The 25,189-nt window shown below is 64.8% G+C and carries 24 protein-coding genes and 2 tRNA genes; 12 read left to right on the top strand and 14 right to left on the bottom strand.

The annotated features are described in order from the left end of the window. The first annotated feature begins 157 nt into the window (after positions 1-157). The 6 genes from rph (at position 158) to HWX53_RS05245 (ending at position 5,719) form a co-directional block, all read left to right on the top strand. Complete coding sequence (gene rph, locus HWX53_RS05270) at positions 158-916, top strand: ribonuclease PH (RefSeq protein ID WP_175939753.1); 759 nt, start codon at positions 158-160, stop codon at positions 914-916. Next, positions 909-1,550 (top strand): RdgB/HAM1 family non-canonical purine NTP pyrophosphatase, encoded by a 642-nt coding sequence (gene rdgB, locus HWX53_RS05265; protein ID WP_175939752.1) that lies wholly within the window; start codon positions 909-911, stop codon positions 1,548-1,550. The genes rph and rdgB overlap by 8 nt, the downstream gene beginning before the upstream one ends. Then, complete coding sequence (gene hemW, locus HWX53_RS05260) at positions 1,547-2,770, top strand: radical SAM family heme chaperone HemW (RefSeq protein WP_175939751.1); 1,224 nt, start codon at positions 1,547-1,549, stop codon at positions 2,768-2,770. The genes rdgB and hemW overlap by 4 nt, the downstream gene beginning before the upstream one ends. Further along, positions 2,767-3,990, top strand: a complete 1,224-nt coding sequence (locus HWX53_RS05255) for an MFS transporter (RefSeq protein ID WP_175939750.1) — start codon at positions 2,767-2,769, stop codon at positions 3,988-3,990. Before hemW ends, HWX53_RS05255 begins: the two co-directional genes overlap by 4 nt. Before the next feature lie 43 nt (positions 3,991-4,033). Then, positions 4,034-4,123: transfer RNA gene (locus HWX53_RS05250), tRNA-Ser, on the top strand. A 1,287-nt stretch (positions 4,124-5,410) separates the two neighbouring features. Continuing rightward, positions 5,411-5,719 (top strand): hypothetical protein, encoded by a 309-nt coding sequence (locus tag HWX53_RS05245; protein WP_244140002.1) that lies wholly within the window; start codon positions 5,411-5,413, stop codon positions 5,717-5,719. A 21-nt stretch (positions 5,720-5,740) separates the two neighbouring features. Here HWX53_RS05245 and HWX53_RS05240 read toward each other — a convergent pair whose 3' ends face one another. Then, positions 5,741-5,899 carry a hypothetical protein gene (locus HWX53_RS05240; RefSeq protein ID WP_175939749.1) on the bottom strand — a complete coding sequence of 53 codons (159 nt, stop codon included), beginning with the start codon at positions 5,897-5,899 and terminating at the stop codon, positions 5,741-5,743. A gap of 133 nt (positions 5,900-6,032) precedes the next feature. Between HWX53_RS05240 and HWX53_RS05235 the strand changes: the two genes are divergently transcribed. Both HWX53_RS05235 and HWX53_RS05230 read left to right on the top strand, forming a co-directional pair. After that, positions 6,033-6,530 (top strand): TonB family protein, encoded by a 498-nt coding sequence (locus HWX53_RS05235; RefSeq protein ID WP_175939748.1) that lies wholly within the window; start codon positions 6,033-6,035, stop codon positions 6,528-6,530. 311 nt (positions 6,531-6,841) lie between these two features. Next, positions 6,842-8,146 carry an MFS transporter gene (locus HWX53_RS05230; protein ID WP_175939747.1) on the top strand — a complete coding sequence of 435 codons (1,305 nt, stop codon included), beginning with the start codon at positions 6,842-6,844 and terminating at the stop codon, positions 8,144-8,146. Between the two features lie 229 nt (positions 8,147-8,375). On the opposite strand, the gene HWX53_RS05225 is transcribed toward HWX53_RS05230, so the two are convergent. After that, complete coding sequence (locus tag HWX53_RS05225) at positions 8,376-8,792, bottom strand: hypothetical protein (protein WP_175939746.1); 417 nt, start codon at positions 8,790-8,792, stop codon at positions 8,376-8,378. 214 nt (positions 8,793-9,006) lie between these two features. Then, a complete protein-coding gene (opgC, locus tag HWX53_RS05220; protein ID WP_175939745.1) occupies positions 9,007-10,176 on the bottom strand; it encodes an OpgC domain-containing protein in 1,170 nt (389 codons plus the stop codon). Positions 10,177-10,411: 235 nt separating this feature from the next. On the opposite strand from opgC, the gene HWX53_RS05215 reads away from it, so the two are divergent. Together HWX53_RS05215 and HWX53_RS05210 are read left to right on the top strand one after the other, a co-directional pair. Continuing rightward, the gene (locus tag HWX53_RS05215) at positions 10,412-10,591 is read left to right on the top strand and encodes a hypothetical protein (protein WP_175939744.1); all 180 of its coding nucleotides are present in this window, start codon (positions 10,412-10,414) and stop codon (positions 10,589-10,591) included. Between the two features lie 264 nt (positions 10,592-10,855). After that, positions 10,856-12,235 carry a chloride channel protein gene (locus HWX53_RS05210; RefSeq protein WP_175939743.1) on the top strand — a complete coding sequence of 460 codons (1,380 nt, stop codon included), beginning with the start codon at positions 10,856-10,858 and terminating at the stop codon, positions 12,233-12,235. A 106-nt stretch (positions 12,236-12,341) separates the two neighbouring features. Here HWX53_RS05210 and minE read toward each other — a convergent pair whose 3' ends face one another. The 5 genes from minE to map form a co-directional block, all read right to left on the bottom strand. Further along, complete coding sequence (gene minE, locus HWX53_RS05205; RefSeq protein WP_106855712.1) at positions 12,342-12,596, bottom strand: cell division topological specificity factor MinE; 255 nt, start codon at positions 12,594-12,596, stop codon at positions 12,342-12,344. Positions 12,597-12,605: 9 nt separating this feature from the next. Beyond that, positions 12,606-13,421: a septum site-determining protein MinD gene (gene minD / locus HWX53_RS05200; protein WP_175939742.1), complete on the bottom strand. Its 816-nt coding sequence runs from the start codon at positions 13,419-13,421 to the stop codon at positions 12,606-12,608. A 78-nt stretch (positions 13,422-13,499) separates the two neighbouring features. Further along, positions 13,500-14,282, bottom strand: coding sequence for a septum site-determining protein MinC (gene minC / locus HWX53_RS05195; RefSeq protein WP_175939741.1), 783 nt, complete (start codon positions 14,280-14,282; stop codon positions 13,500-13,502). Between the two features lie 117 nt (positions 14,283-14,399). Beyond that, positions 14,400-14,924, bottom strand: a complete 525-nt coding sequence (locus HWX53_RS05190) for a GNAT family N-acetyltransferase (protein WP_175939740.1) — start codon at positions 14,922-14,924, stop codon at positions 14,400-14,402. A 160-nt stretch (positions 14,925-15,084) separates the two neighbouring features. After that, positions 15,085-15,867: a type I methionyl aminopeptidase gene (gene map / locus HWX53_RS05185; protein WP_175940617.1), complete on the bottom strand. Its 783-nt coding sequence runs from the start codon at positions 15,865-15,867 to the stop codon at positions 15,085-15,087. A 220-nt stretch (positions 15,868-16,087) separates the two neighbouring features. Between map and HWX53_RS05180 the strand changes: the two genes are divergently transcribed. After that, positions 16,088-16,438: a hypothetical protein gene (locus HWX53_RS05180; protein ID WP_175939739.1), complete on the top strand. Its 351-nt coding sequence runs from the start codon at positions 16,088-16,090 to the stop codon at positions 16,436-16,438. 124 nt (positions 16,439-16,562) lie between these two features. On the opposite strand, the gene HWX53_RS05175 is transcribed toward HWX53_RS05180, so the two are convergent. From HWX53_RS05175 to HWX53_RS05165, 3 genes are all read right to left on the bottom strand, one after another. Beyond that, positions 16,563-16,653 (bottom strand) — tRNA-Ser (locus tag HWX53_RS05175). 110 nt (positions 16,654-16,763) lie between these two features. Beyond that, positions 16,764-18,059 (bottom strand): serine--tRNA ligase, encoded by a 1,296-nt coding sequence (serS, locus tag HWX53_RS05170; protein ID WP_175939738.1) that lies wholly within the window; start codon positions 18,057-18,059, stop codon positions 16,764-16,766. Positions 18,060-18,177: 118 nt separating this feature from the next. Continuing rightward, positions 18,178-19,494 (bottom strand): replication-associated recombination protein A, encoded by a 1,317-nt coding sequence (locus HWX53_RS05165; protein ID WP_175939737.1) that lies wholly within the window; start codon positions 19,492-19,494, stop codon positions 18,178-18,180. A 233-nt stretch (positions 19,495-19,727) separates the two neighbouring features. Between HWX53_RS05165 and cytX the strand changes: the two genes are divergently transcribed. Then, on the top strand, positions 19,728-21,032 hold the full coding sequence (cytX, locus tag HWX53_RS05160) for a putative hydroxymethylpyrimidine transporter CytX (RefSeq protein ID WP_175939736.1): 1,305 nt from the start codon (positions 19,728-19,730) through the stop codon (positions 21,030-21,032). A gap of 248 nt (positions 21,033-21,280) precedes the next feature. Here cytX and HWX53_RS05155 read toward each other — a convergent pair whose 3' ends face one another. The 3 genes from HWX53_RS05155 to HWX53_RS05145 form a co-directional block, all read right to left on the bottom strand. Continuing rightward, entirely contained in the window at positions 21,281-21,700 is a 420-nt protein-coding gene (locus HWX53_RS05155) for a hypothetical protein (RefSeq protein ID WP_175939735.1), read from the bottom strand. A gap of 217 nt (positions 21,701-21,917) precedes the next feature. After that, the gene (lolA, locus tag HWX53_RS05150; RefSeq protein WP_175939734.1) at positions 21,918-22,589 is read right to left on the bottom strand and encodes an outer membrane lipoprotein chaperone LolA; all 672 of its coding nucleotides are present in this window, start codon (positions 22,587-22,589) and stop codon (positions 21,918-21,920) included. Positions 22,590-22,619: 30 nt separating this feature from the next. Beyond that, complete coding sequence (locus HWX53_RS05145; protein WP_175939733.1) at positions 22,620-24,947, bottom strand: DNA translocase FtsK; 2,328 nt, start codon at positions 24,945-24,947, stop codon at positions 22,620-22,622. Positions 24,948-25,189 lie beyond the last annotated feature (242 nt).

Here is a 25,189-nt window from a genome sequence, read left to right as displayed (position 1 = left end):
ACCCGCATTATCCCATTTTTACCGCGCGCGCCGTCCGCCCGAACGCGCGCCGCGCATTCCGCGACCGGCAACGCCGCCCGGTGATTGACGATAAAATCGCACCACCTGGCGCACCGGACATTCGAATCGCGCCCGACTCTTTCTTTCCTCGCTCATCATGACCGACTCTCCCCTGCTCAAGCCTTCCATTGCCCGCCCGAGCGGCCGCCGCGCGAGCCAGTTGCGCGACGTGCGCATCACGCGGCACTACACGAAGCACGCGGAAGGCTCGGTGCTCGTCGAGTTCGGCGATACGAAGGTGATCTGCACGGCGAGCATCGCCGAACGCGTGCCGGCGTTTCTTACCGGACGCGACCAAGGCTGGCTCACCGCCGAATACGGCATGCTGCCGCGCGCGACGCACACGCGCAGCGACCGCGAAGCCGCGCGCGGCAAGCAGACCGGCCGCACGCAGGAGATTCAACGGCTGATCGGCCGGGCGCTGCGCTCCGTGTTCGATCTGAACGTGCTCGGCCCGCGCACGCTGCATCTCGACTGCGACGTGATTCAGGCCGACGGCGGCACGCGCACCGCGAGCATCACGGGCGCGTTCGTCGCCGCGCACGATGCCGTGACGAAGCTGCTCGCGAGCGGACGCATCGCGCAATCGCCGGTGAAGGATTTCGTCGCGGCCATTTCGGTCGGCATCTTCGACGGCTCGCCCGTGCTCGACCTCGACTACGAGGAAGACTCGCAGTGCGATACCGACATGAACGTCGTGATGACCGGCGCGGGCGGCTTCGTCGAAGTACAGGGGACGGCCGAAGGCGCGCCGTTCTCGCGCGACGAAATGAACGCGCTGCTCGATCTCGCCGACAGCGGCATCAAGGCGCTGATCGCGAAGCAAAAGGCCGCGCTGGAGATCGAAGGTGTCTGATCCACATGGCATCGGGCATGGCATCGGACATGGCGTCGGCCGCGTCGTGCTCGCGTCGAATAACGCGGGCAAGCTGCGCGAGTTCGCGTCGCTGCTGAACGCGGCGGGCATCGAACTGATCGCGCAGGGCGAACTCGGCGTGCCGGAAGCCGAAGAGCCGCATCCGACGTTCGTCGAAAACGCGCTTGCGAAGGCGCGTCACGCGTCGGCGTTGACCGGCCTGCCCGCCCTCGCCGACGATTCCGGCCTCTGCGTGCGCGCGCTGAGCGGCGCGCCCGGCGTGCACTCGGCGCGCTACGCGATGAAGCACGGCGGCGAAAAGAGCGATGCCGCGAACAACGCGCGACTCGTCGCCGACCTGGCGAACGAAGCGGATCGTCGCGCGTATTACTTCTGCGTGCTCGTGCTCGTGCGTCACGCCGACGATCCCGAGCCGCTCATCGCGGAAGGCCGTTGGCACGGGGAAGTGATCGACACGCCGCGCGGCGCGCACGGCTTCGGCTATGACCCGCACTTCTTCCTGCCCGCGCTCGGCGCGACCGCCGCCGAACTCGATCCGGCGCGCAAGAACGCGGTGAGTCATCGCGCGCTTGCATTGCGCGATCTGCTGCAACGACTAAAGGAACTCGCGTGAGCAGCGGACCGAAGACGATCAACATCGTGCAGGCGTTCACGTCGCCCGGAAGCATCCGGCTGACGTCGCTGCCGCCGCTTTCGCTGTACGTCCATTTTCCGTGGTGCGTGCGCAAATGCCCGTATTGCGACTTCAACTCGCACGAGTGGAAGGACGATACGTTCCCCGAAGAACGTTATCTCGATGCATTGCGCGCCGACCTCGAACGCGCGTTGCCGCTCGTCTGGGGACGGCACGTGCATACCATTTTCATCGGCGGGGGCACGCCGTCGCTGTTGTCGGCCAAGGGCCTCGACAGGCTGCTCTCGGACGCGCGCGCGCTCTTGCCCATCGACGCCGACGCCGAAATCACGCTCGAAGCGAATCCCGGCACGTTCGAAGCGGCAAAGTTCGCGTCGTTCCGCGCGAGCGGCGTGAATCGGCTGTCGATCGGCATTCAGAGCTTCAACGAGGCGCATCTGAAGGCGCTCGGCCGTATCCATGACGCGACGCAGGCTCAGCGCGCTGTCGAGATCGCGGCGAAGCACTTCGACAACTTCAATCTCGACTTGATGTTCGCGCTGCCGCAGCAGTCGCTCGACGAATGCCGGCGCGATATCGAGACTGCGATTGCGTTCGCGCCGCCGCATTTGTCGCTGTATCACCTGACGATGGAGCCGAACACGCTCTTCGCCAAATACCCGCCCGCTCTGCCCGACGACGATGCCGCCGCCGACATGCAGGAATGGATTCACGAGCGCACGCGCGATGCCGGCTACGAGCGCTACGAAGTGTCGGCGTATGCGAAGCCGCATCGGCAGAGCCGCCACAATCTCAACTACTGGCGCTTCGGCGATTACCTCGGCATCGGCGCAGGCGCGCACACGAAGCTGTCGTTTCCGTCGAAGATCGTGCGGCAGGCGCGCTTCAAGCATCCGGCGACGTACATGGATCACGCGCTGTCGACCACGGAAAGCGCGATCCAGGAAGAGCGCGAAGTCGGCCCGCGCGATCTGCCGTTCGAGTTCATGCTGAACACGCTGCGGCTGGTCGAAGGTTTTCCGGTGCATGCGTTCGTCGAGCGCACGGGACTCGCGCTCTCGGCCATCGAGCCGGCGCTCGTGGACGCAGAGAAGCGCGGCCTCATCACGCGGAATTTCGAGCGCATTGCGCCGACCGAGCGCGGCCAACGCTTCCTGAACGATCTGCAAGAGCTCTTTCTGGACGATTCGGCACGATGAGCGCACCGACGATGGCGCCGGGCTCGATCATGCGGCATCGCCCGTTCGCGCTTTTCTGGACGGCGCGCGTGATGTCGTCCGTCGCGTTTCAGATGATGTCGGTCGCGATCGGCTGGCAAGTCTATTCGATCACGCACAGCGCGTTCGCGCTCGGTCTCGTCGGCCTCGCGCAGTTTCTGCCGATGTTCGTGCTGACGCTCGTCGTCGGGCACGTCGCGGATCGCTATGACCGCCGCACGATTGCGTATGTCTGTCAGACGGTCGAGAGCGTCGCGGCGCTCATGCTGTGTCTTTACGCATGGCGCGGCTGGAATCACGCCGGCCCGATCTACGCGATCGCCGCGATCACGGGCGCGGCGCGCGCATTCGAATCGCCGTCGATGGCGGCGCTCCTGCCGAACCTCGTCGCGCGAAACCAGCTGCAGCACGCGAGCGCCTGGTCGACGTCCGCGAACCAGACCGCGCAGATCCTCGGCCCCGCAATGGGCGGCCTGCTCTACGGCCTGGGCGCGCTGACGGTGTACGGCGCGGTCTGCGTGGCGTTTCTCGTTGCGGCGTGCGCGGTCGCCGCGATCAAGATCGAGAACGCCGTGCGCGTGCGCGCGCCGTTGTCCTTCGAGGCGCTGTTCTCGGGCATCGGCTTCATTCGCAGCAAGCCGGTGATTCTCGGCGCGCTTTCGCTCGATCTGTTCGCCGTGCTGCTTGGCGGCGCGACGGCGCTGTTGCCGGTCTTCGCGCGCGACATCCTGCATACGGGGCCGTGGGGACTCGGCATTCTGCGGGCGGCGCCGGCCGTGGGCGCGCTCTGCGGGTCGATCTGGCTCGCGCATTTTCCGCTGCGACGGCGCGCGGGCACGGCGCTCTTTGCCGGCGTGATTGCGTTTGGCATCGCGACGATCGTGTTCGGGCTCTCGCGCAACGTTTATCTTTCGCTGATTGCGCTGGCGGCGCTCGGCGCATCCGATGTGATCAGCGTGGTCGTGCGCATGTCGCTCGTTCAGTTGCAGACGCCGGACGAGATGCGCGGTCGCGTCGGCGCGATCAACTCGCTTTTTATCGGCACGTCGAATCAGCTCGGCGAATTCGAATCGGGCATGACGGCGGGACTGTTCGGCGCGGTGCCGGCGGTGCTGATCGGCGGATTGGGGACGATCATCGTCGCGCTTCTGTGGATGAGGCTTTTTCCTGCGCTCAGGGCGACGCGCACACTCGAAGGCTGAGGTCCTCGACGCGGGCGAGTTGCGCTACAATACGCGCCTTGCTGGAGGTGTGGCCGAGCGGTTTAAGGCACCGGTCTTGAAAACCGGCGAAGGAGCGATCCTTCCGTGAGTTCGAATCTCACCGCCTCCGCCAGAATCTTCGATCCGCGCTTTCCTCCTTCCGCCTTAATGATCTCTAAAGCGCACGGCGGGTAGGGCTCCCCGGCCAAAACGCCTTTCGTTGATGGGCCGCGCCCTCCCTGGCGATGTCGCCTCATATCCGCGCTCTCGCGGCTAGATTTACCCATCCAAAACGGCCCCGAAGGGAGTTTCCATGAGCTCCTCTTTCGGCGGGCATCCGCGCTTCGCCGCTATGCGGTCGGCGGTAGCGGTATGAATCGGGCAACCGTTTCCATCATTGAGCCCGCGTTGATCTTCGGTGAATTTGGGGCAGGCATCCATCGCGCAGCTAGTTAGAAGCGGGTCAGGCGTTAGTGGCTGGGAACACGGTGAGGCCGTATAAGCCAACGCGCGAATTCGGGCACTCTAAAGCGGGAACAGCGAGATCAACGCCAGCGCGGGTCGCACGAAAGGCGGTAAAAGAGTTGGCCGCACGGGTGCAGCTTCGACCGCGCATGGGCTGCGGCTGGACGCGAGACGGCCAACTCCCACTGGAACGGAGCGCAATCGACGGACGTCTGCTGAATCAATCGAACTCCTCTGTCGAAGCGCAATAGTCCGCTGACGTGATGACAGCCCGCTGCCCAACGACGTCGTAAACGCAGCGATAAGCTGACCGTCCCGTCACCGTAGTAACAAAGTCAGCCCGAACCAGGGAACCCAGTATGCCGGCATTCGCGTTCGCGGCGGCCAAGGCAAGCGTCACAGTCGGCAGCAAAAGAGCGAACCGACGCATCGCGTCCTCCTTCAGAAAACGCAAAGGTTGCCTCTTCGTCACAACGCCGTCCACACGATGATTCCCAATTGCACGGCCAAACTTGGGGGTGCCCTATCGATCGCGGATTCCTTGCGGGCTCAAACGGGCCATGCAGGGGACAACTGAGCCGATCGCCTCTCTCAGAGTAAGGGCTTATTGAATGTGCGCGAGGATGACGAGGACTGGCGCCGCTTCGGATGCCCTGCACCACAAGTTTGGACTCCTTCGCCTCTCGCTCAGACGGGCCGTTCACATTGCAAAGAAGAACCACCCCAACATTCAGACAAACCGCATTGCGCCCCCACTCGCCCCCAAGTATCGTCGCAAAGCTTCTTCACGCGTTCCCCCGTATCCGCGTGACGGGAGCCTTCAATGGTAGGTTGGCTTGAGCCTCGCCGAGCGCGAGGCTTTTTTTCGCCGCCACCGTCTGTTCGCAGCACCGATTGAACGCCCCGCCCGCTGCTGCATCTAACCGCGCTCACGATTCAGCGCGGAGACTTGCCGATGCACCGCACTCGCAGCATCACCCTTCTGTTGGCGCTTGCCGCATGCTGCGGCGAAGCGTCGGCCCAGGCGGACGCATTGCCCAACGCCCAATGGCGCCGCGCCGACACCACGCTCTTCGATCTGGTCCAAAACGGCTACACCATCGTCGCAGTGACGAGCGCGCCCTCGCGCGACTCGGCGTCGCCCGAAGACACATACATTCTGCAGAGGACGAACAGCGTGTACCGCTGCGTCGAAACGCGCGAAGCGACGCGTTCCACGTCGCCGCTGCGTTGCGCCGAGCTCGTCAAGCCCTACTCCGACTAGCCCGGCGGCGCGGAACCGCGCTCAACCCACGGGCGGTTCGCCCTCGCCGGGCTGCTGGCCCGGGTTGTCGTGCGGCGCCTGCTTGCGCCCCTGATCGTCGCGCTCCGGCAGCTTGCTCTTCTCGTTATCGCTATGTTCGGCAGGCTGCGCGTCGTCGGGACGATTCGTTTCACCAGTCATGGCTCCCTCCTTGTACGTTCGAAGTATCTGGCTAGGAGAGCAAGATCCGCACCCGGAAAGCGCTAATACCGGCCCGCTGCGGCAGCGGCTAGTATTGGATCATCGCCATGCGCGCCACTTGTTCTCACGAATCATGATCGCGACGTCCGCTTCGCCCGTTCGGATCGCCGCTGCCTGGCTCGGCATCGCGCTGATCCTCGCGACGACCGCCTGCACGTTCACGCCGCCGCCGAGCGTCGTTCAGGCGCGCGCGGCCGCCCCGTCGGCAGCGCCGGGGCTGACGCTCGATCAGTACAAGGCGCGCATCGCGGAGAGAATTTTCGAGCGCAATCCGTCGCTCGTGCTGCACGGCACGCCGCAGGCGATGCTGCGGTCGTTCGTGCTCGTCGCGTTCACGGTGGACCGTAGCGGGCGGCTCGTGCAATCGTCCGTGTATCGGACCAACGGCGACGACGAAGCCGAAGCCACCGCGCTCGCCTCGCTGCGCCGCTCCGCCCCGCTGCCCGCGCCGCCCGCCCGCCTGCTAAACGGCAAAGGTCAGGTCGAATTGTTCGAAGGATGGATGTTCAACGACAACGGACAGTTCCAGTTGCAGACGTCGCACTCGCCGCAAGCGACGAGCATCGACTAGCGCGGATCGGCGCGCGTCGGTGCGCGTCGGTGCGCGTCGGTGCGGATTGGCGCTCGCCGGACACGATCGTTATAATTTTTGGCATCCCTTGCCGGTTCCACACCGGCCGGCCTTCGCCACGCGCTTACCCCGCGCGCCGTGCGAAGCGCCTCCAGGCATGGCCCGCTCGCCCCCGTCTCGCGCACCACGCCTCGCGCGAGCCCGAGCCATCGCGCCCGATTCCCCAGACGCACGACGCAGCGCCCATCGGACACGTCCCGCGAATGCGAGCGTGCAGCAACAGACACTACAACGCAATAAACGGAGACAGCATGTCATCACCCTCGCTTTCCGCCGCCAAGCCCGGCGACGGCGCCCAAAGCACATCGCGCGTGATCTTCGCGAGTTTCATCGGCACCGCGATCGAGTTCTACGACTTCTACGTCTACGCGACCGCCGCCGCGCTCGTCATCGGGCCGGTGTTCTTTCCGCACGGATCGCCCGCCGCGCAGGCGCTCTCCGCGTTCGTGACCTTCGGCATCGCGTTTCTCGCGCGGCCGGTCGGCTCGTTCCTGTTCGGGCATTTCGGCGATCGCGTCGGCCGCAAATCGACGCTCGTCGCGTCTTTGCTGGTGATGGGTCTCTCGACGACGCTCATCGGCTTTGTTCCCGGCTACGCGTCGATTGGCAGCCTCGCGCCCGTGCTGCTGTGCATCCTGCGCTTCGGGCAGGGCATCGGACTCGGCGGGGAATGGGGCGGCGCGGCGCTGCTCGCTACCGAATACGCGCCGCAAGGCAAGCGCGGCCTGTTCGGGATGTTCCCGCAACTCGGGCCGTCGGTCGGCTTTCTGGCGTCGAACGGTCTTTTCTTCGGCCTCGCGCTCTCGCTGTCGGACGAGCAGTTTCGCAGCTGGGGCTGGCGCGTGCCGTTCCTCGTCAGCGCGGTGCTGGTGGCGCTTGGCCTCTACGTGCGATTGAAGATTGCCGAGACGCCCGCGTTTCGCGCCGCACTGGAGCGTCACGAGCGCGTGAAAGTGCCGATCGCGACGCTGTTCAGCCGCTATCTCGCGCCGACGCTGCTGGGCGCGCTCGCGATGGTCGTCTGCTACACGCTCTTCTACATCTCGACGGTGTTCTCGTTGTCGTACGGCGTCGCGACGCTGCACTTCTCGCGCGAGAAGTTCCTCGGGCTGCTCTGTTTCGCGGTGCTGTTCATGGCGATCGCCACGCCGATTTCGGCCATCGCCAGCGATCGGTTCGGCCGCAAGCCGGTGCTCATCGTGAGCTGCATCGCGGCGATTTTGTCCGGTTTCGCGATGTCTCCGCTGCTCGGCAGCGGCAACACGGCTTACGTGGCGCTCTTTCTCACGATCGAGCTGTTCTTGATGGGCGCGACGTTCGCACCGATGGGCGCGCTCCTTCCCGAGCTTTTCCCGACGAACGTGCGCTACACCGGCGCGGGCGTAGCCTACAACCTCGGCGGGATACTGGGCGCGTCGGTCGCGCCGTATATCGCGCAATTGCTCGCCAATCGCGGCGGGCTGACGTGGGTCGGCGGGTATGTGTCAGCGGCAGCGGCGGTCAGCCTGCTCGCGGTGCTAGCCATGCGGGAGACGCGCGACATCGTGATGGAGTGAGGGCGGCAGCGGCGGTCGCGCGCCGGTCGCGCTAGACGGCGCGGGTCGGCTGTCGCCGTTCTGCGGGCGACGCGGGCGGTCGCGAAATCACGCTATTCGTCGGCGATCGTCTGTCGATCGCTTCCGCAGGCCGTCGCGTTGCCAGGCCGGCGTGTCGGTTCTCGCAGAATCGCGGTCGAACGAATGCGAGGCGGCTTCAGCCATAGCGCCCGACACGGGCCCTCTCTTCTCAGGCGGCGTGCTGGTACTCCCGATATCGCGCCTGAGTGATGCCGTGGCCGCGTCCGACGATCGCGCCGATCGACGTCGTGCGCAGCGCCAGCCGCGCCGTTCGTTTGCGTGCGGCTGAGTGCGCTCCTTGCGCCGCTCGATGAAAGCCGCGGCGCGTCCGACAATCGCGGCGATCAACGTCGTGCGCAGCGCAAGCCCGCGCCATTCGTATGCGCGCGCCCGAGTGCGCTCCTTGTGCCGCTCGATGAAAGCCGCGGCGCGTCCGACGATCGCGCCAGTCAACGTCGTGCGCAGCGCAAGCCCCGCGCCATTCGTATGCGCGCGCCCGAGTGCGCTCCTTGTCCCGCTCGATGAAAGCCGTGGCGCGTCCGACGATCGCGGCGATCAACGTCGTGCGCAGCGCAAGCCGCGCCATTCGTATGCGTGCGCCTGAGTGCGCTCCTTGTCCCGCTCGATGAACCCGCACGCCGCTCAACGATCCCGTCAGCTAACGAGATGTCCGCGCACAAAAGCTCGCCGCTTCTTGGCTCGCCTGCAGATTCCTGGAAGGTCGACAGTCGACGCGCCGCGACCGGAGATTCATCGGCGTCTCGCGGCCACCGCGCTGACACGCGCGCGGCCGCTCCGCCTCACCGATCGCGCCGATTCACCGCATGCGCCGGCACGGGCCGCCGTTCGATGAGCGCACGCCGCCGCGCCGTCTCACGACACGCACGCGCCGCCTTGCGCTCGGCCCAAAACCGCGCGAGCCACAGCAGAAAGCCGACGGCGATCGCATCCGCAACCATCCCCGCCAGCCAGTGCGACGGATACCGCCCGAGGTTCTCGACGCCCATCGCGCGCAACGCCGAATCCAGCACGAGCGACACGGCCGCGCCCGCGATAAAGCATACGAGTCCCTGCTGCCCGACCGTCACGATGCCCGGAGATCGACGAGCGAGCGCCCCGATCCAGCCCGCATAGACCGCGCGCGCGATGATCCACGCCACTGCGCCGAAACTAACGATGCGCAGCGTCGCGAGATTCTGCTTCATGTATCCGGGCGGCGCCTGCGTTTCGAGAAAGAGCTTCGCGAACGCGAAAGTCAGCGCGAAGGCAACGGCCAGGCAAGTCAGCGCGCGGGCGACGCGGCCCGCGTGGAAGTCGTCGCTGATCGGCTGCACGCGCGCGAGCACGCCCGTCACGAACATCAGCTGCCACGCAAACGGATTGAAGGACCACGCCTGCGCATACGAAGCCGGAAGCGCGTTGGCGAGCGGTGCCGCCGCGAGCCAAAGCAGCAGGCTGCCGAACATCGCGATGACGGGCCTGCGCGCGGCGAGCGGCACGACGACCGGCACCGCGAGCGCGAAAAGCGAATACATCGGCAGCACCGACGATAGATACGGCTGCTGCCGCAGCAGCGCGACATCGAAGAGCAGGCCGAACGGGCGCGCGAGAAACGCCGGCCATTCGGTGTACTGGAGCATCGGCGAATCGATCCGCAGCAGCATCAAGAGCGCGCCGCCGATGAGCATCAGCACCGCCGTCAGCAGATACGCGCGATAGATTTCCCAGCTTCGCCTGAAAAAGCGACGGCGAGCGGCCGAATCACTCCGGCGCGTCGCAAGCGCCGTGTAAGCCGCCGCCGACGCGTAACCGCCCAGAAACACGAAGACTTCTGCGGAATCGCAAAAGGCGTATTGATGCAGCGTGAAGCGCGACAGCACGCTTCCCGATATGTGGTCCACCGCGATGATCAGAACCACGATTCCCCGAAAGAAATCGACTTCGAGCGAACGTGCCGGCGGGGAAGTCATCTGTCGAATGCTCCTCGGACTGCGGTCGGGCGCGCCTGTCGGAAGCGATCGCGCGCATACGGGGTTTGTACCTAGCGTCGAAACAAAATTCCCGTGGCAACGTATTCAGGTACGTACTTTCAAGGTAACACCGGCAGACGGTCGGCAAGCTGGCGGCGAGATGGCTTTTTCGCCGGTTTCGCCGTGCGCGGTTCGACTGATCCTGGACAACAACAGACGTTGCATCGAGACCATCATGTCCCTTCACCTGACCAGCTCCCATCTCGTCGCGATGATCGCCATCGCGCTCTCGGTCGCGTTGCTGCTCGCTATTAAGTTTCGGCCCGCGACGTGGCGCGGCGTGGTGTGCGAAGCGCTTCTCGCCAACCTGAGCGCGATCGCGGCGGTCGTCGCTTTCGAAATGCTGACGGCCTGACGTTTTTTCGCGAGCCGTCGCGATTCGGTTGAACTCTCGTAAAGAGGCGCGGTCGGAAGAAGTAATGCCGTTTGTGTCGCTGATTGCGGCGCGCCCGGCTCTCTTCTCCTCTCCGCTCCTGATTGATAGGAGCGTTTCCTGGGCGCCTGGCGAAAGCCTCGCGCCTGTTCTTTTTTCCCCGCCCGCTTTCTGTCGTCAGCCCGGCGACGCGAATTCCGTTTTTCGGATCGTCGTTATAATCGGCGCTTTGCCGACGGCCTTCGCATGATCCGCGCGCTTCGTTCCCTCTCCACCCTCACCACGCGCCGAACGCGCAGCCTCTGGCGCCGCTACGGCATCTTCTGGCTGGGCGCGATTCTCGTCGGCCTCGTCGCCGTGTATTACGCGCGGCTCATCGACTGGGGATACGGCCTCTTCATGGGCTTTCGCGCGGAACATACGTGGCTGCCGCTCATCGTGACGCCGGCCGTGGCGGCGCTCTGCGTGCTTCTCACGCGCGCGTTCTTTCGCGGCTCGGAAGGCAGCGGCATTCCGCAGGTAATCGCCGTGCTGCATAGCCCGACGTCGGCGGCGGGCGGGCGGCTGCTCACGCTCAAGATTCTCGCTAGCAAGATCGCCGTTTCGTTCCTCGCGATTCTCGGCGGCTTCACCATCGGTCGCGAAGGGCCGACGGTGCAGGTCGGCGCGGCGCTCATGTTCAACATGCGGCGCTTCTATCCACGCTCGAATTCGCTGATCGAGCGCCAACTCGTGCTCGCCGGCGCGGCGGCCGGATTGTCCGCGGCATTCAACACGCCGCTCGCGGGCATCGTGTTCGCCATCGAGGAACTCACGCGCAGCTTCGAAGTGCGCGCGAGCGGCGTGCTGATCACCGGCATCATCATCGCGGGTATTGTTGCGCTCGGGCTCAACGGCAACTACACCTACTTCGGCACCATCGACGTCGGCGCGCATTTTCCGAAGGTGCTGGCCGTGGCCGTCGTCGTCACGGCGATCGTCACCGGCATCGCGGGCGGCGTGTTCTGCTGGCTGCTGCTCAACACGAGCAAGTGGATTCCCGCGCCGTTGCGCAAGCTTCATGCATCGCAGCCCGTCGCGTTCGCCGCGCTGTGCGGGCTCGTGATCGCGGCGGTCGGCATCGTGTCGGGCGGCAATACGTTCGGCAGCGGCTACGCGGAAGCGCGTGGCCTGCTGGAAGGACGCGAGCATCTTTCGGCGTTCTATCCGCTCTTGAAGATGGTTTCGATGATCGGCTCGTATCTGCCCGGCATTCCAGGCGGAATTTTCGCGCCGTCGCTGTCCATCGGCGCGGGCTTCGGCAACGTCCTGCACATGATGTTCTCGGACATGCAGTTGCCCATGCTGATCGCGCTCGCGATGGTCGGCTATCTCGCCGCCGTCACGCAATCGCCGATTACCGCGTTCGTGATCGTGATGGAGATGATCAACGGGCACGCGCTCGTCATCTCGCTGATGGCCACCGCGCTGATTTCGAGCCGCGTGTCGCGCGTGTTCGCCCCGCCGCTCTACGAGGCGCTGTCGGAGCGTTACATGACGCCGCTCGCGCATCCAGCCGCGCCTTCGCCCGAAGTGCCGGACCCGGAGACGGAGGCCGCTGCTGAGGCGGCCGCTTCGCAGAAATAGCGCGCGCAAACGATAGCGCGCCCAAACAAAAAGCCAGGATCGCCCGATCCTGGCTTTTTCGTTTGCGAGTCCGCGACAGCAGGCGCCGCGCGGACCGACGGCGGCGCTAGGCCTGTGGAATCTCGATCTTGACTTCCAGCACTTCGAGATCGTCCTGACGTTCGAGGCTCACCCGAATATCGTCATCGGAAATCTTCACGTATTTCGAAATCACGGCAACGAGTTCTCGTTGCAACGCCGGCAGGTAATCGGCGGCGGCTTTGCCACCCGCGCGCTCGTGCGCAATGATCAACTGCAAGCGTTCCTTCGCGACCGAAGCGGACTTCTTCTTCTCGCCCAGCAAAAACGAAAGAATCGACATTGCGTCCCCTTACTTGGTGCCGAAGATGCGTTGCAGCAGACCAGGCTTTTGATAGTCGGTGAAACGCAGCGCCTTGTCCTCGCCGAGGAAACGCGACACCACGTCCTTGTAGGCTTCCGCGACATCCGTGCCGTCGAGATGCACGGCCGGCAAGCCCTGATTCGATGCATGCAGCACCGCTTCCGATTCCGGAATCACGCCGATCAGGTCGATGCGCAGAATCTCCTGAATGTCGTTGAGCGACAGCATCTCGCCTTCGGACACGCGCTTCGGGTTGTAGCGCGTGATGAGCAGATGCTCCTTCACGGGCTCCTTGCCTTCCATCGCGCGCTTCGTCTTCGACGCGAGAATGCCGAGAATGCGGTCCGAGTCGCGCACGGACGACACTTCCGGATTCGTCACGATGAGCGCTTCGTCGGCGAAGTGCATGGCCATCAGCGCGCCCGACTCGATACCGGCCGGCGAATCGCACACGATGTACTCGAAGTCCATCTTGATCAGTTCGTTGATGACCTTCTCGACGCCTTCGAGCGTGAGCGCGTCCTTGTCACGAGTTTGAGACGCCGGAAGGATGTAGAGGTTCTCGCACTTCTTGTCCTTGATGAGCGCCTGATGCAGGTTCGCCTCGCCCTGGATCACGTTGATGAGGTCGTACACCACGCGGCGTTCGCAGCCCATGATGAGGTCGAGGTTGCGCAGACCGACGTCAAAGTCGATCACGGCCGTCTTGTGGCCGCGAATCGCGAGCGCCGATGCGAAACTCGCGCTCGTGGTCGTCTTGCCGACGCCGCCCTTCCCCGAAGTCACCACAATGATTTTTGCCATACAAGTACCTTGTGTTCGTCAAATGGGTCCGCCTGCGCTCCCTGCATGAGCGCGCGCCATCGCACCGGGCGCGCGGCTTCAGGTCAGCCGCAGCGGTTCGATCATGAGTTTTTCTTCGTCCAGCCAGATTTGCACGGGCTTGCTCGCCACGTCGGCGGGCAGCGGGTTTTCGGTCGTCCGGTAGATCCCCGCGATGGAGATCAGTTCCGGTTCGAGACACGTGCAGAAGATGCGCGCGTCGAGATTGCCGTGCACGCCGGCGAGTGCGCGGCCCCGCAGCGGCGCATAGACGTGGATGTTGCCTTCCGCGATGACTTCCGCCCCGTAGGACACGAGCCCGAGCACGATGAGATCGCCCTTCGCGTAGACCTGCTGCCCCGAGCGCAGCGGCCGGTCGATGATGGTCGCCGGTTGTGGAACGGCCGGCGGCGGTTCCTTGGCGACAGCCGCTTCGATGACGGCTGCGGCTTCGGTGTTGGGCTTGGCTTCGTCCACCGACGGCTTCGGCGCGCCGCGGCGATCGCGTGCTTCGAGAATTGGCAGGCCGCCCGAATTCGCCCATTGGATCGCCCACGTCTGCGCGGGCAGCGCGACGACGCCCACCGGCCGCATGCGCACGCTTTTGAGCAGCGCTTCGAGGTCCGCGAGCGAGATGCGTTCGCCTTCGCCGCCGTTGCCCGAAGCCGCGAGACGCCGCACGTCGATGGCGACGACATCATTAGCAAAGAATTCGGGAGTCGCCTCGAAGCGCCGCGTGAGTTCGGTGCGCAGGGCATCGAGGTCTGGAGTCTTGACGACGAAGAGAAGCGTGTCGACGGAGCCGCTGCGCAGTTCGAAGAAGGGCGTTTTGTTGAGCGACATAGGAACGGCCAAAAATTTTGCGTATTTTACAGGCGTACACGCTCGCGGCCATAGTTTTTAAGACCGATTTTCAGCCACTGGAAAGGAAGAACGCGCGACGAGATGCGCCCGAAAGTCTCAGGCGTCGTGCCCGGGCTTCACGTGACGCACGTAGAGCGATTCGGCTTCCTGCTCGCTCGGAGGCATGGCGCGGCGATCGCCCGTGGGACCGAAGCCGAGCCGTTCGTAGAAGCGCATCGCGGTGCGGTTTTCATCGGCGATCCAGGCATGCACTTCGGATACGCCCTGCTCGGCGAGCCATTGCGACGCGACGTTTACGAGCAGTTCACCGCCGCGCAGATGACGCACAGCCGGCGCGACCCACAGCGCGCTCACGAACGCGCGCTTGTCGCCGCTCTCCTCGATGTACGCATGCACGAGCCCCGCGGGATGACCTTCGGTGTACAGCAGAAACGTCGCGAGCCGGGGCGAGCTGGCGTGCAGCGCGGCGGTCTGATCGAACGATGCGGGATCGACGAGCAGTGCATCTTCGAGCGTCTCGCCGAACGCGTAGGGCGCTTCGCGCAGCGACGCAGTGCGAAGCTCGCGCAGGACCGAACCCTGTTGCGCGGCAATGCGGCTGACGGTCAGTGAGGGACTCATGCGGGCAATTATCTCTCTGGCTTGCTGGCTGTGCTTCGAACGCTGGCAGCGGCTCGGACACATGGCCCATTGGCGTAGCTTCAACCGAACGGGCGAACCCGTCAATTCCTAAATCGTCGGTAAGTGCCTTACAGCGCACACCGCCTCCTCGCGGCGGGGCTCACGGCATCTGATACGCGCCCGTGCCATCCGGCCACGGCGTGAGCACTTCGTAGCCGTCGTCGGTGACGGCGACCATGTGCTCCCACTGCGCGGAGAGCGACCGGTCCTTGGTGGTCACCGTCCAGCCATCGCGCGATTGCTGCGTGGCCGCGCGGCCCGCGTTGATCATCGGCTCGATGGTAAAGACGAGGCCCGGCTTCAGTCGCAGACCGGCGCCCTTCTGGCCGTAGTGCAGCACTTGCGGGTCTTCGTGATACACGCGCCCGATGCCGTGCCCGCAGTACTCCCGCACGACCGAAAAGCCTTCGCGATGCGCGACCGACTGAATCGCGAAGCCGATATCGCCGAGCGTCGCGCCGGGACGCACCTCGCGGATGCCTGCGAGCATCGCTTCGTAGGTCGTCTCGGTGAGGCGGCGCGCTTCCTTGCCGGGCGTGCCCGCGTAATACATGCGGCTCGTGTCGCCGAAGTAGCCGTCCTTGATGATGGCGACGTCGATGTTGATGATGTCGCCGTCTTTCAGTTCCTTCGGTCCCGGTATGCCGTGGCAGACGACATGATTCACCGAGGTGCAGACGGTCTTCGGAAAGCCCATATAGCCGACATTAGCCGGCACGGCCTTGAGTTCGTTGACGATGAACCGGTTGCAGATGGCGTCGAGTTCGTCCGTGGTGACGCCGGGGCGGACGTGTTCGGCGATCATCGCGAGAACTTCGGCGGCCATGCGGCCAGAGATGCGCAACTTTTCGATGTCGGCGGGGGTCTTGAGCGTGATGGCCATTGAGCGATGCGGATGGATTCGTGCCGCCTGCATGCGGGCGCCGGGCCGCCGTTCGCGAACGTTCGACGCGCGCCGCGCACGAGGACAATGAGGCCGATGATAGCATTCCCGCTTTCGTCGCCGGCTGCTTTCGGGCTGCATCTCTCGCCCGATCGCTGCCCTTGCGATGCGTCTTCGTCTGTGTTCAAGTGCGACGAATCGACTTTTCGTACGGAGCGTTATGAGCTTGTATCGCTTGAGTTTGGCTTGTGTGTTGGCGTCGGCTGCGGCGGCGCTCGCCGCGTGTGGATCGACGAGTGGCCCGGAACTGCGGGCATCGAAACCTGTGATCTATGTGTCCTCGGCGCGCACGGCGTCGGATGTATCCAGTTGCCTTCAGCGCATGCTGCCATCGGCGCAGATGACGCGCGATCAGGGCTCGACGGAGCTTCTCGTAGGATCGAACGCGTGGCTCGTGACGCTGACGCCGTCGGGCTACGGGTCGATCGTCAAAGTGCAGCACGCCGCGTCGGACGACGGTGGCGTGCCCGAGCCCGAACTGCGCTTCGATGTGGCGCGCTGCGCGGTTTGAGGGCGCTACAAGCGATACGCGCGCCCGCCTGTTGAAAGATGAACGCATGACATCCATGCGTTCCGACGGCAGCCCCAAAAAGGAAAAACCCCGCAAGCCTGACGACTTGCGGGGTTTTGAATTTTGGCGGAAAGGGTGGGATTCGAACCCACGGTACGGGGAAACCGTACGCCTGATTTCGAGTCAGGTACATTCGACCACTCTGCCACCTTTCCGTCTACCAGCTTGCTGCTGCCGGCCTTCGCTGAACGGGTCGTTGCTCAACGAAGAATCGAAGTATATCGAAGTCGTGAAAGGTTTCCAAGCACCTTTTTGCAAATAAACATCACGCAGCCGGCGCTTCAATCCGCTCCGCGCCGCGCATGTAGGGACGCAGCGCGGCCGGAATGGTCACTGAGCCGTCCGCATTCTGGAAGTTCTCCAGCACGGCGACGAGCGTACGGCCGACCGCGAGCCCCGATCCGTTGAGCGTGTGCACGAACTCCGGCTTGTTCTGCGCGTTGCGAAAGCGCGCCTGCATGCGCCGCGCCTGGAACGCTTCGGTGTTCGAGCAGCTCGAGATCTCGCGATACGTGTTCTGCGCCGGCAGCCACACTTCCAGATCGAACGTCTTCGCTGCCGAGAAACCCATGTCGCCCGTGCAGAGCGTGATCACGCGATACGGCAGCTCGAGCTTCTGCAAAATGGCTTCGGCCTGCCCGACCATCTCGTCGAGCGCCGCGTACGAGTGTTCGGGCGCGACGACCTGCACCATCTCCACCTTGTCGAACTGATGCTGGCGAATGAGACCACGCGTATCGCGGCCATACGAACCCGCCTCCGAGCGGAAGCACGGCGAATGCGCCGTCAGCTTCACCGGCAGCGCGCTCGCTTCGAGAATGCTGTCGCGCACCGTATTCGTCAGCGAAATCTCGGACGTCGAAATGAGGTACTGCGTGACGGTATTCTCGTCGCCGCCCTTCTCCACGCGGAACATGTCGTCGGCGAATTTCGGCAACTGGCCCGTGCCGTACAGAATTTCCGGGTTCACGATGTACGGCGTGTACGCCTCGGTGTAGCCGTGCTGTTCCGTATGCGTGTCGATCATGAACTGCGCGAGCGCGCGATGCAGCCGCGCAATCGGCCCGCGCAGCAGCGTGAAGCGCGCGCCCGAGAGTTTCGCGCCGGTCTCGAAATCGAGTCCGAGCGGCGCGCCGACGTCCACGTGGTCCTTGACCTCGAAGTCGAACGCGCGCGGCGCGCCCCAGCGCCGCACTTCGACGTTCTGCGTCTCGTCCTGGCCGACGGGCACGCTTTCGTGCGGCAGGTTCGGCACGGTCAGCATGAGGTCCGACAGGCGCTTCTGAATGTCTTCGAGCTTCGCCGCCGATTCCTTCATCGTGTCGCCGATGCCGCTCACTTCCGCCATCACCGCCGACGTGTCCTCGCCGCGGCCCTTCATCGCGCCGATCTGCTTCGACAGGCTATTGCGGCGCGCCTGCAGTTCTTCGGTGCGCGTCTGAATCTCGCGGCGCTCGGCTTCGAGCGCGGCGAAGGCGGCGACGTCGAGCGTGTAGCCTCGATCGGCGAGGCGCTTCGCGACGCCGTCCAGGTCTTTGCGAAGGAGTTGAATGTCGAGCATGGCGGGGCTGCGTTTGTTAAGTATCCGGAAACGCCGATTCTAGCGCACGGGCTCAGGCGTTCGCGGGCATCGCGGGATCGCTTCGCGAAATGCGCGTCGTGCCGCAGCGAAACGACGCTCAACGCTTCTTCGGGTCCGGATGCTCGCGGCGCCAGGCTTCGTCGAGCTCGGAAAGCCGCGCGAGCTTCTCGCCGATCTTGCCTTCGAGGCCGCGCGGCGTCGGCTGATACCAGTGCGGATCGCGCATGCCGTCCGGCAGATACGTTTCGCCCGCGGCGTACGCGTCCGGCTCGTCGTGCGCGTAGCGGTACTCGTGACCATAGCCGAGTTCTTTCATCAGCTTGGTCGGCGCGTTGCGCAGATGCACCGGCACGCCACGCGACTGATCCCGGCTGACGAACCGCCGCGCCTCGTTGTACGCGTTGTAGCCCGCGTTCGATTTCGGCGCGACGGCGAGATAAATGAGCGCCTGCGCGATCGCGAGTTCGCCCTCCGGCGTGCCGAGACGCTCGTACGTTTCGGCGGCGTCGAGCGCGATGCGCGCGCCGCGCGGGTCGGCGAGCCCGATGTCCTCCCACGCCATGCGCACGATGCGCCGCACGAGATAACGCGGGTCCGCGCCGCCGTCGAGCATGCGGCAGAACCAGTACAGCGCGGCGTCCGGATTGCTGCCGCGCACCGACTTGTGCAGCGCGCTGATCTGGTCGTAGAACGCGTCGCCGCCCTTGTCGAAACGGCGCAGATTTTCGGCAAGCGCGCTGCCGAGCAGCGCGCCGTCCACCTCGGTCTTCTTCTGCTGCGCCGCCGCCCGCGCGACGATCTCCAGATTGTTCAGCAGTTTGCGGCCGTCGCCGTCGGCCGAACCGACGAGCGCCTCGCGCGCTTCGTCCGTGAACGTCAGTCCGCCGAGCTCGGCCGTCGCCCGTTCGAGCAGTTCCTTCAGCTCGTCGGCATCGAGACTCTTCAGCACATACACGGCCGCGCGCGACAACAACGCGCTGTTCACTTCGAACGACGGATTTTCCGTCGTCGCGCCGACGAACACGAAAAGCCCCGACTCGACGTGCGGCAAGAACGCATCCTGCTGGCTCTTGTTGAAGCGATGCACCTCGTCGACGAACACGAGCGTCTGCCGCCCGTTCGCGCGATGAATCTGCGCCGTCTCGACGGCCTCGCGGATATCCTTCACGCCGGAGAGCACCGCCGACAGCGAGATGAACTCGGCGTCGAAGGCCGCTGCCATGAGGCGCGCGAGCGTGGTCTTGCCGACGCCGGGCGGGCCCCACAAAATCATCGAGTGCGCCTCGCCCGACTCGAACGCGACGCGCAGCGGCTTGCTCGGCCCGAGCAGATGCTTCTGCCCGATGACTTCGTCGATGGTGCGGGGACGCAGACGCTCCGCGAGCGGAACGGTGCCACGGTTTTCTTCGAACATGTGCTGTGGACGCAATTTCAGGCGATTGAAGCAAATGGATGCGGGCTCGCGCGCAGAATCCGCAGGCGGCGATAATGTTGCGCTTTTTACCGGGCACTTGGCATCGGCCGTTCGGCCTAGTTTTCAAGCCGAGCGACGGCAGGCACAATCGCGCACGATTCGGGTGATTATGACAGCCGCGCGCCGGGCGCGAACGGCGCCGCTCCAACCGACTTCTATAGGCAGACCTTTCGATGCAGCAAGAGAACACCTCCACCTACGCGCCGCTCGTGCCGGTGCCCTCCGAGCGCCGCGCCTTCGGCGTGAGCGACGCCTTCGCGCTGTGGTTCTCGCTCGGCATCGGCTTGCTCGTCGCGCAGGCGGGCGCGCTGCTGGTGCCGGGACTGTCGCTGCCGCATGCGCTCGCCGCGATCGCCATCGGCACGGTGATCGGCGTCGTGCTGCTGGCGCTCGCGGGCGTGGTCGGCACGGATACCGGGCTCGCGGCCATGTCCTCGCTGCGCCCGACGCTCGGCGTGCGCGGCGCGTCGGTGCCCGCCGTGCTCAATGCGGTGCAACTGGTCGGCTGGGGATCGTTCGAGATCATCGTGATGCGCGATTCCGCCGACGCGCTCGCCAAACAATCCTTGCATCTCTCGATGCCGCTCGTCTGGACGCTCCTTTTCGGCGCGCTCGCGACGCTGCTCGCGGTGAGCGGGCCGCTCTCGTTCGTGCGGCGCTTCTTGCGCACCTGGGGCATCTGGCTCCTGCTCGGCGGGGCCGGCTGGCTGACGTGGAATCTGCTGTCGAAGCACGATTTCGCCGCGCTGATGGCGCGCCCCGGCACCGGCGAAATGGCGTTCGGCGCGGGCATCGACCTCGTGGTGGCGATGCCGCTGTCGTGGCTGCCGCTCATCGCCGATTACACGCGCTTCGGCCGCAGCGCGAGCGGCACGTTTCGCGGCACGCTGCTCGGCTACGGCATCGCGAATCTCTGGTTCTATGCGCTCGGCGCGGTATATGGGCTGGCGGCGGGCGGCGGCGACACGCTGCTCACCGTCGCGCTCGCGCAGGCGGGCGGCGGCATTGCTCTGCTGCTGATTCTGATCGATGAAATCGACAACGCCTTCGCCGACATCCACTCGGCGGCCGTGTCCACCGGCACGTTCTGGGCGCGCGCGAGCGTGCCGATGTTGTCGGCGGCGTTCGGCGCGCTGTGCACGCTGGTCGCGCTCGTCGTCGCGATGGGCAAGTATCAGAACTTCCTGCTCTTGATCGGCTCGGTGTTCGCGCCGCTTTTCGGCGTCGTACTGGCGGATCACTTCATCGTGCGAAAGCGCCGCGTGGATGCCGCCGCGGTCGGCCGTCTCGACGGGCGCTACGGCTACTCGGGCGGCTGGCACGTGAGCGCGTTCATCGCGTGGGCGGTCGGGATCGCGGCCTATCACGGTATCAATACATGGCTGCCGAATCTCGGCGCGACGCTGCCGGCGCTCGCCCTCGGCGCGGTGTGCTATCTGCTGCTGGTGTCGACGCGGCGGGCTGCGGTCGCTTCGTGACCGGAATGCCAGCGCGCGCGGATTCGGCTCGCGAATCAACGCCCTAGGCGACTTGTCAGGCGCTTTTCCACAGGGCGCTGCACAGAAGCTGTGGAGAAGTGCTTGGGTGCGCTGTGATTTCCGTTAAGGCGGTTGAGAAGCGATGCCCCCATCGCGAGTCTAGCGACGGCGCTCGCGTATCGTGATTGCAGCTTCTTAGCAGTCGAAACTATCTAACATCTGCCTGGGCAACACGCACCGCACTTTTTTCAACCGTGCAAACGAAAAGTCATTGCCGAATCAATCGGAGTCCTCTTATTATCGTCTGACGCATTGAAGGATCGAGTAAGGCCGTATCCGCCGATGCGCGTCGTATCGAACCGCGATAACACGAGCAATAAGGGGAACACGATGAGCAACATGACGCTGCGCAGAGCGGGAAACTGGCGAATCGCAATGGCGGGCATGACGGCCTGCTTCGCCCTATCGGCGAACGCGTACACGATGCCGGGCGGCACGATCACGTTCCGAGGCGCGCTAGTCTCACCGCCGTTCGCAGTATCGGCGGGCCCAGCCATGCACGCAGGCGCATCGACCACACTGAGGCAAAGCGGACGAACAGCGACCGTCGCGTTCGACGCCTTTCCGAACAGCACCCCGAAAGCCGTCGTTTCGCTGATGGTCGACAACCATCATGCAAAACCGGATGCCTTGGTCACGGATTTCGTGGACGGGAACGGCCATCGCATCGCGGCAGCGAGCGACGGCGCATTTCGCGTCGGCGCTTCGGGCGGACTGTTGTCGATGCAAAACAGATCACCGTCAGCGATGCGCGTGACGCTCGTCACGGAATATCGCTAGACGTGCCACAAGCGACGCGCGGCTCCGAAGAGCCGCGCCGCGACATCATCCGTTGATGACGTCCGCGCCTTTCGGCACGCTGAACTTGAAGGTGTCGGCCTTGACCGGCGGATTCGTCTGGATGTTCGAGAACGTGAGCAGCGTCACGTTGCCGAATACGTCGTGCAGTTCCATCGCTTCGAGATTGCCGTCCTTGAAGCCGATGCCGACCGTCTGGAACTGCGTGTCCTTCGCCTTCGGCGTGAGTTCGAGCCAGTCGATGCCGCCTTTCACGCCCGCATCGCGCAACGTGAAGTTCTTCTCCAGATCGTTGCTGCCGAAGAGAATGGCCGCCGGGCTCGCGCCGAGCGCGCCGCCGAGACTGCGCACCGTCACCTGATTCAGGTCCTTGTCGTAGACGTAGAGTTTGTCGCCGTCGGCCTGCAACAATTGCGAATACGGCTTGTCGTAGGACCAGATGAACTTGCCGGGCCGCGCGAACATGAACGTGCCGCTCGATGTCGCGCCCTTGGTCGGCGTCGTGGTGCTGCTCGCGCCGTTGTTGACCTTGCCCGGCGCCTTGACTTCCTGCTGCGTGAAGTCGCCGCGCGCCGCGTGAACCTGCGACACGAACATCTTCAACTGCTCGGTGCCGCTCGCGAATGCGTGCGATGCAAACAGCATCGACGCCGACAGCAGCGCCGCGCCGAGTGCCTTCTTCCCCGTGTACTGCTTCATGCTGTTGTTCTCCTTCCGTAGCCGCCCGCGCTATTCCGACTCGCGCGCGGGCGTGAGGATCTCGCGGTTGCCGTTCGACGACATGGCGGACACGAGACCCGAATTCTCCATCTGTTCCAAGAGGCGCGCGGCGCGGTTATAGCCGATGCGCAAGTGCCGCTGCACGAGCGAAATCGACGCGCGCCGGTTCTTGATGACGACCTCGACCGCCTGATCGTACAAAGGATCGGACTCGCCATCGGTCGAGCCGGTTCCGCCCGCGCCCGCCGCGCCTTCGTCGCCCTCGCCCGCCAGGCCGCCTTCGAGAATACCTTCGATGTAATTCGGCTCGCCGTGCTCCTTCAGCTTGTCGACCACGCGATGCACTTCCTCGTCCGACACGAACGCGCCGTGCACGCGCACCGGCAGGCCCGACCCCGGCGGCAGATAAAGCATGTCGCCCATGCCGAGCAGCGATTCGGCGCCCTGCTGATCGAGAATCGTGCGAGAGTCGATCTTCGACGACACCTGAAACGCCATGCGCGTCGGCACGTTCGCCTTGATGAGGCCGGTGATTACGTCCACCGACGGGCGCTGCGTCGCGAGAATCAGATGGATGCCCGCCGCCCGCGCCTTCTGCGCGATACGCGCGATGAGTTCTTCCACCTTCTTGCCGACGACCATCATCAGATCGGCGAGTTCGTCGATCACCACGACGATGTTCGGCAGGCGCGTGAGCGGCTCAGGATCGTCGGGCGTCAGGCTGAACGGATTCGGGATCTTCTCGTCGCGTTTCTTCGCTTCGTCGATCTTCGAGTTGAAGCTCGCGAGATTGCGCACGCCCATCTTGCTCATCAGCTTGTAGCGGCGCTCCATCTCGGCGACGGCCCAGTTCAGCGCGTGACCGGCCTGCCGCATGTCGGTGACGACCGGGCACAGCAGATGAGGAATGCCTTCGTAGACGCTCATTTCGAGCATCTTCGGATCGATCAGGATGAGCCGCACCTGCTCCGCGCTCGCCTTGTAGAGCAGCGAGAGGATCATCGCGTTGATGCCGACCGACTTGCCCGAACCCGTCGTGCCCGCGACCAGCAAATGCGGCATTTTCGCCAAATCGGCGCAGACCGGATTGCCGCCGATGTCCTTGCCGAGGCCCATCGTGAGCGGCGAGGCCGCCGCCGCGTAGACTTCGGAACCGAGAATCTCGGAGAGCTTGACCGTCTGGCGGCGCTGATTCGGCAACTCCAGCGCCATGTAGTTCTTGCCCGGAATCGTCTCGACCACGCGAATCGACACCAGCGACAGCGAGCGCGCCAGATCCTTCGCGAGCCCGACGATCTGGCTGCCCTTCACGCCCGTCGCCGGCTCGATTTCATAGCGCGTGACGACCGGCCCAGGATACGCCGCGACCACGCTCACTTCGACGCCGAAGTCCTTCAGCTTCTTCTCGATCAGGCGCGACGTGTATTCGAGCGTATCGGCGGCAATGGTTTCCTGCGTCTTCGGCGGCGGATCCAGCAACGCGATGGCCGGCAACGTGGAATCGCCCGGCAAATCGGCGAAAAGCGGCACCTGCTTTTCCTTCTCGACGCGCTCCGAGCGCGGCGGCGTCGCGACCGGCGGCACGATCACGATCGGCTCGTGATCCTCGCTCTTCACGCGCGAACGCACGACCTTGCCTTCGCGCTTCGATGCGGCTTCTTCGCCGAGCTTGCGATCGCGGCCCGCTTCGCGGCGCAGTTGCGCGCCGGTAATGGCATTGAGAATGCCCTCGCCGACCTTCTCGCACACCGAGAGCCACGAGAAGCGGAAATACAGCGACAGACCGATGGCAAGCGCAATCAGCAAAAACAGCGTCGCGCCCGTGAAGCCGAGCGCATGCGACACGTGACGCGCGATCATGTCGCCGACCACGCCGCCCGGCGCGCGCGGCAGCGGCACCTTGAGCGACCACATGCGCAGCGCCTCGATGCCGTCCGTTGCGAGCAGCACGAGCACGAATGCGAACGCTTCGGCAAGCCAGGTGCGGTCGCGCGGCGCGCCTTCATCGTCCGACGATGCTTGCGCCGCCGGCTCCGCGATGCGCCGGTAATTCGCGACGATGCGCCGCCCGAGCAGCACGACGAGCCAGTACGACGACAGCCCGAACACCAGCAGCAGAATGTCCGACGTGTACGCGCCGACGCGCCCGGCCCAGTTGGAAATGTGATCGACGCTCACCGCGTGCGTCCAGCTCGGATCTTTCCGGCTGTACGAAATGAGCGCCATGACGAGGAAGAGCCCGAGGGCGACCTGGAGAATCCAGCGAATCTCGGTGAAGAGCCGCGACATGCGGTGCGGCAACGCCTGCGGGCTCGCGGAATAGGATGCTTTGGCCATTGATTCGGTGTCGCTTGTCGCGGCCGCCGCCGGTTAGATCGGGGCCGCATGAACGGTGACCTATTGTAAACGCTGCATTGCGGTGAAAGGCGCAAAAACGGCCGCGTTCTTGCAACCTGTAACACTCCTCACATGCCGTTCATCGCGCGTTTCTGCGTGAAATCTGCGACGCGCGCCTATCAAAGCGATTGAAAGGTTCACTCGGAACGCTTTCGCAGCGGCCTTTATAATCGAGGTTTCGC

Origin of the sequence: Caballeronia sp. BCC1704 (assembly GCF_902833455.1) — a bacterium.
Classification (GTDB): domain Bacteria; phylum Pseudomonadota; class Gammaproteobacteria; order Burkholderiales; family Burkholderiaceae; genus Caballeronia.
This window is presented reverse-complemented; position numbering and strand designations above follow the sequence as displayed.

Excerpts from the sequence above, each read along its gene's own strand:
- rph (WP_175939753.1), top strand. The coding sequence starts at position 158 with ATGACCGACTCTCCCCTGCTCAAGCCTTCCATTGCCCGCCCGAGCGGC.
- HWX53_RS05255 (WP_175939750.1), top strand. The coding sequence starts at position 2,767 with ATGAGCGCACCGACGATGGCGCCGGGCTCGATCATGCGGCATCGCCCG.
- HWX53_RS05245 (WP_244140002.1), top strand. The coding sequence starts at position 5,411 with ATGCACCGCACTCGCAGCATCACCCTTCTGTTGGCGCTTGCCGCATGC.
- HWX53_RS05240 (WP_175939749.1), bottom strand. The coding sequence starts at position 5,899 with ATGACTGGTGAAACGAATCGTCCCGACGACGCGCAGCCTGCCGAACAT.
- HWX53_RS05235 (WP_175939748.1), top strand. The coding sequence starts at position 6,033 with ATGATCGCGACGTCCGCTTCGCCCGTTCGGATCGCCGCTGCCTGGCTC.
- HWX53_RS05230 (WP_175939747.1), top strand. The coding sequence starts at position 6,842 with ATGTCATCACCCTCGCTTTCCGCCGCCAAGCCCGGCGACGGCGCCCAA.
- HWX53_RS05225 (WP_175939746.1), bottom strand. The coding sequence starts at position 8,792 with ATGGCGCGGCTTGCGCTGCGCACGACGTTGATCGCCGCGATCGTCGGA.
- opgC (WP_175939745.1), bottom strand. The coding sequence starts at position 10,176 with ATGACTTCCCCGCCGGCACGTTCGCTCGAAGTCGATTTCTTTCGGGGA.
- HWX53_RS05215 (WP_175939744.1), top strand. The coding sequence starts at position 10,412 with ATGTCCCTTCACCTGACCAGCTCCCATCTCGTCGCGATGATCGCCATC.
- HWX53_RS05210 (WP_175939743.1), top strand. The coding sequence starts at position 10,856 with ATGATCCGCGCGCTTCGTTCCCTCTCCACCCTCACCACGCGCCGAACG.
- minE (WP_106855712.1), bottom strand. The coding sequence starts at position 12,596 with ATGTCGATTCTTTCGTTTTTGCTGGGCGAGAAGAAGAAGTCCGCTTCG.
- minD (WP_175939742.1), bottom strand. The coding sequence starts at position 13,421 with ATGGCAAAAATCATTGTGGTGACTTCGGGGAAGGGCGGCGTCGGCAAG.
- minC (WP_175939741.1), bottom strand. The coding sequence starts at position 14,282 with ATGTCGCTCAACAAAACGCCCTTCTTCGAACTGCGCAGCGGCTCCGTC.
- HWX53_RS05190 (WP_175939740.1), bottom strand. The coding sequence starts at position 14,924 with ATGAGTCCCTCACTGACCGTCAGCCGCATTGCCGCGCAACAGGGTTCG.
- map (WP_175940617.1), bottom strand. The coding sequence starts at position 15,867 with ATGGCCATCACGCTCAAGACCCCCGCCGACATCGAAAAGTTGCGCATC.
- HWX53_RS05180 (WP_175939739.1), top strand. The coding sequence starts at position 16,088 with ATGAGCTTGTATCGCTTGAGTTTGGCTTGTGTGTTGGCGTCGGCTGCG.
- serS (WP_175939738.1), bottom strand. The coding sequence starts at position 18,059 with ATGCTCGACATTCAACTCCTTCGCAAAGACCTGGACGGCGTCGCGAAG.
- HWX53_RS05165 (WP_175939737.1), bottom strand. The coding sequence starts at position 19,494 with ATGTTCGAAGAAAACCGTGGCACCGTTCCGCTCGCGGAGCGTCTGCGT.
- cytX (WP_175939736.1), top strand. The coding sequence starts at position 19,728 with ATGCAGCAAGAGAACACCTCCACCTACGCGCCGCTCGTGCCGGTGCCC.
- lolA (WP_175939734.1), bottom strand. The coding sequence starts at position 22,589 with ATGAAGCAGTACACGGGGAAGAAGGCACTCGGCGCGGCGCTGCTGTCG.
- HWX53_RS05145 (WP_175939733.1), bottom strand. The coding sequence starts at position 24,947 with ATGGCCAAAGCATCCTATTCCGCGAGCCCGCAGGCGTTGCCGCACCGC.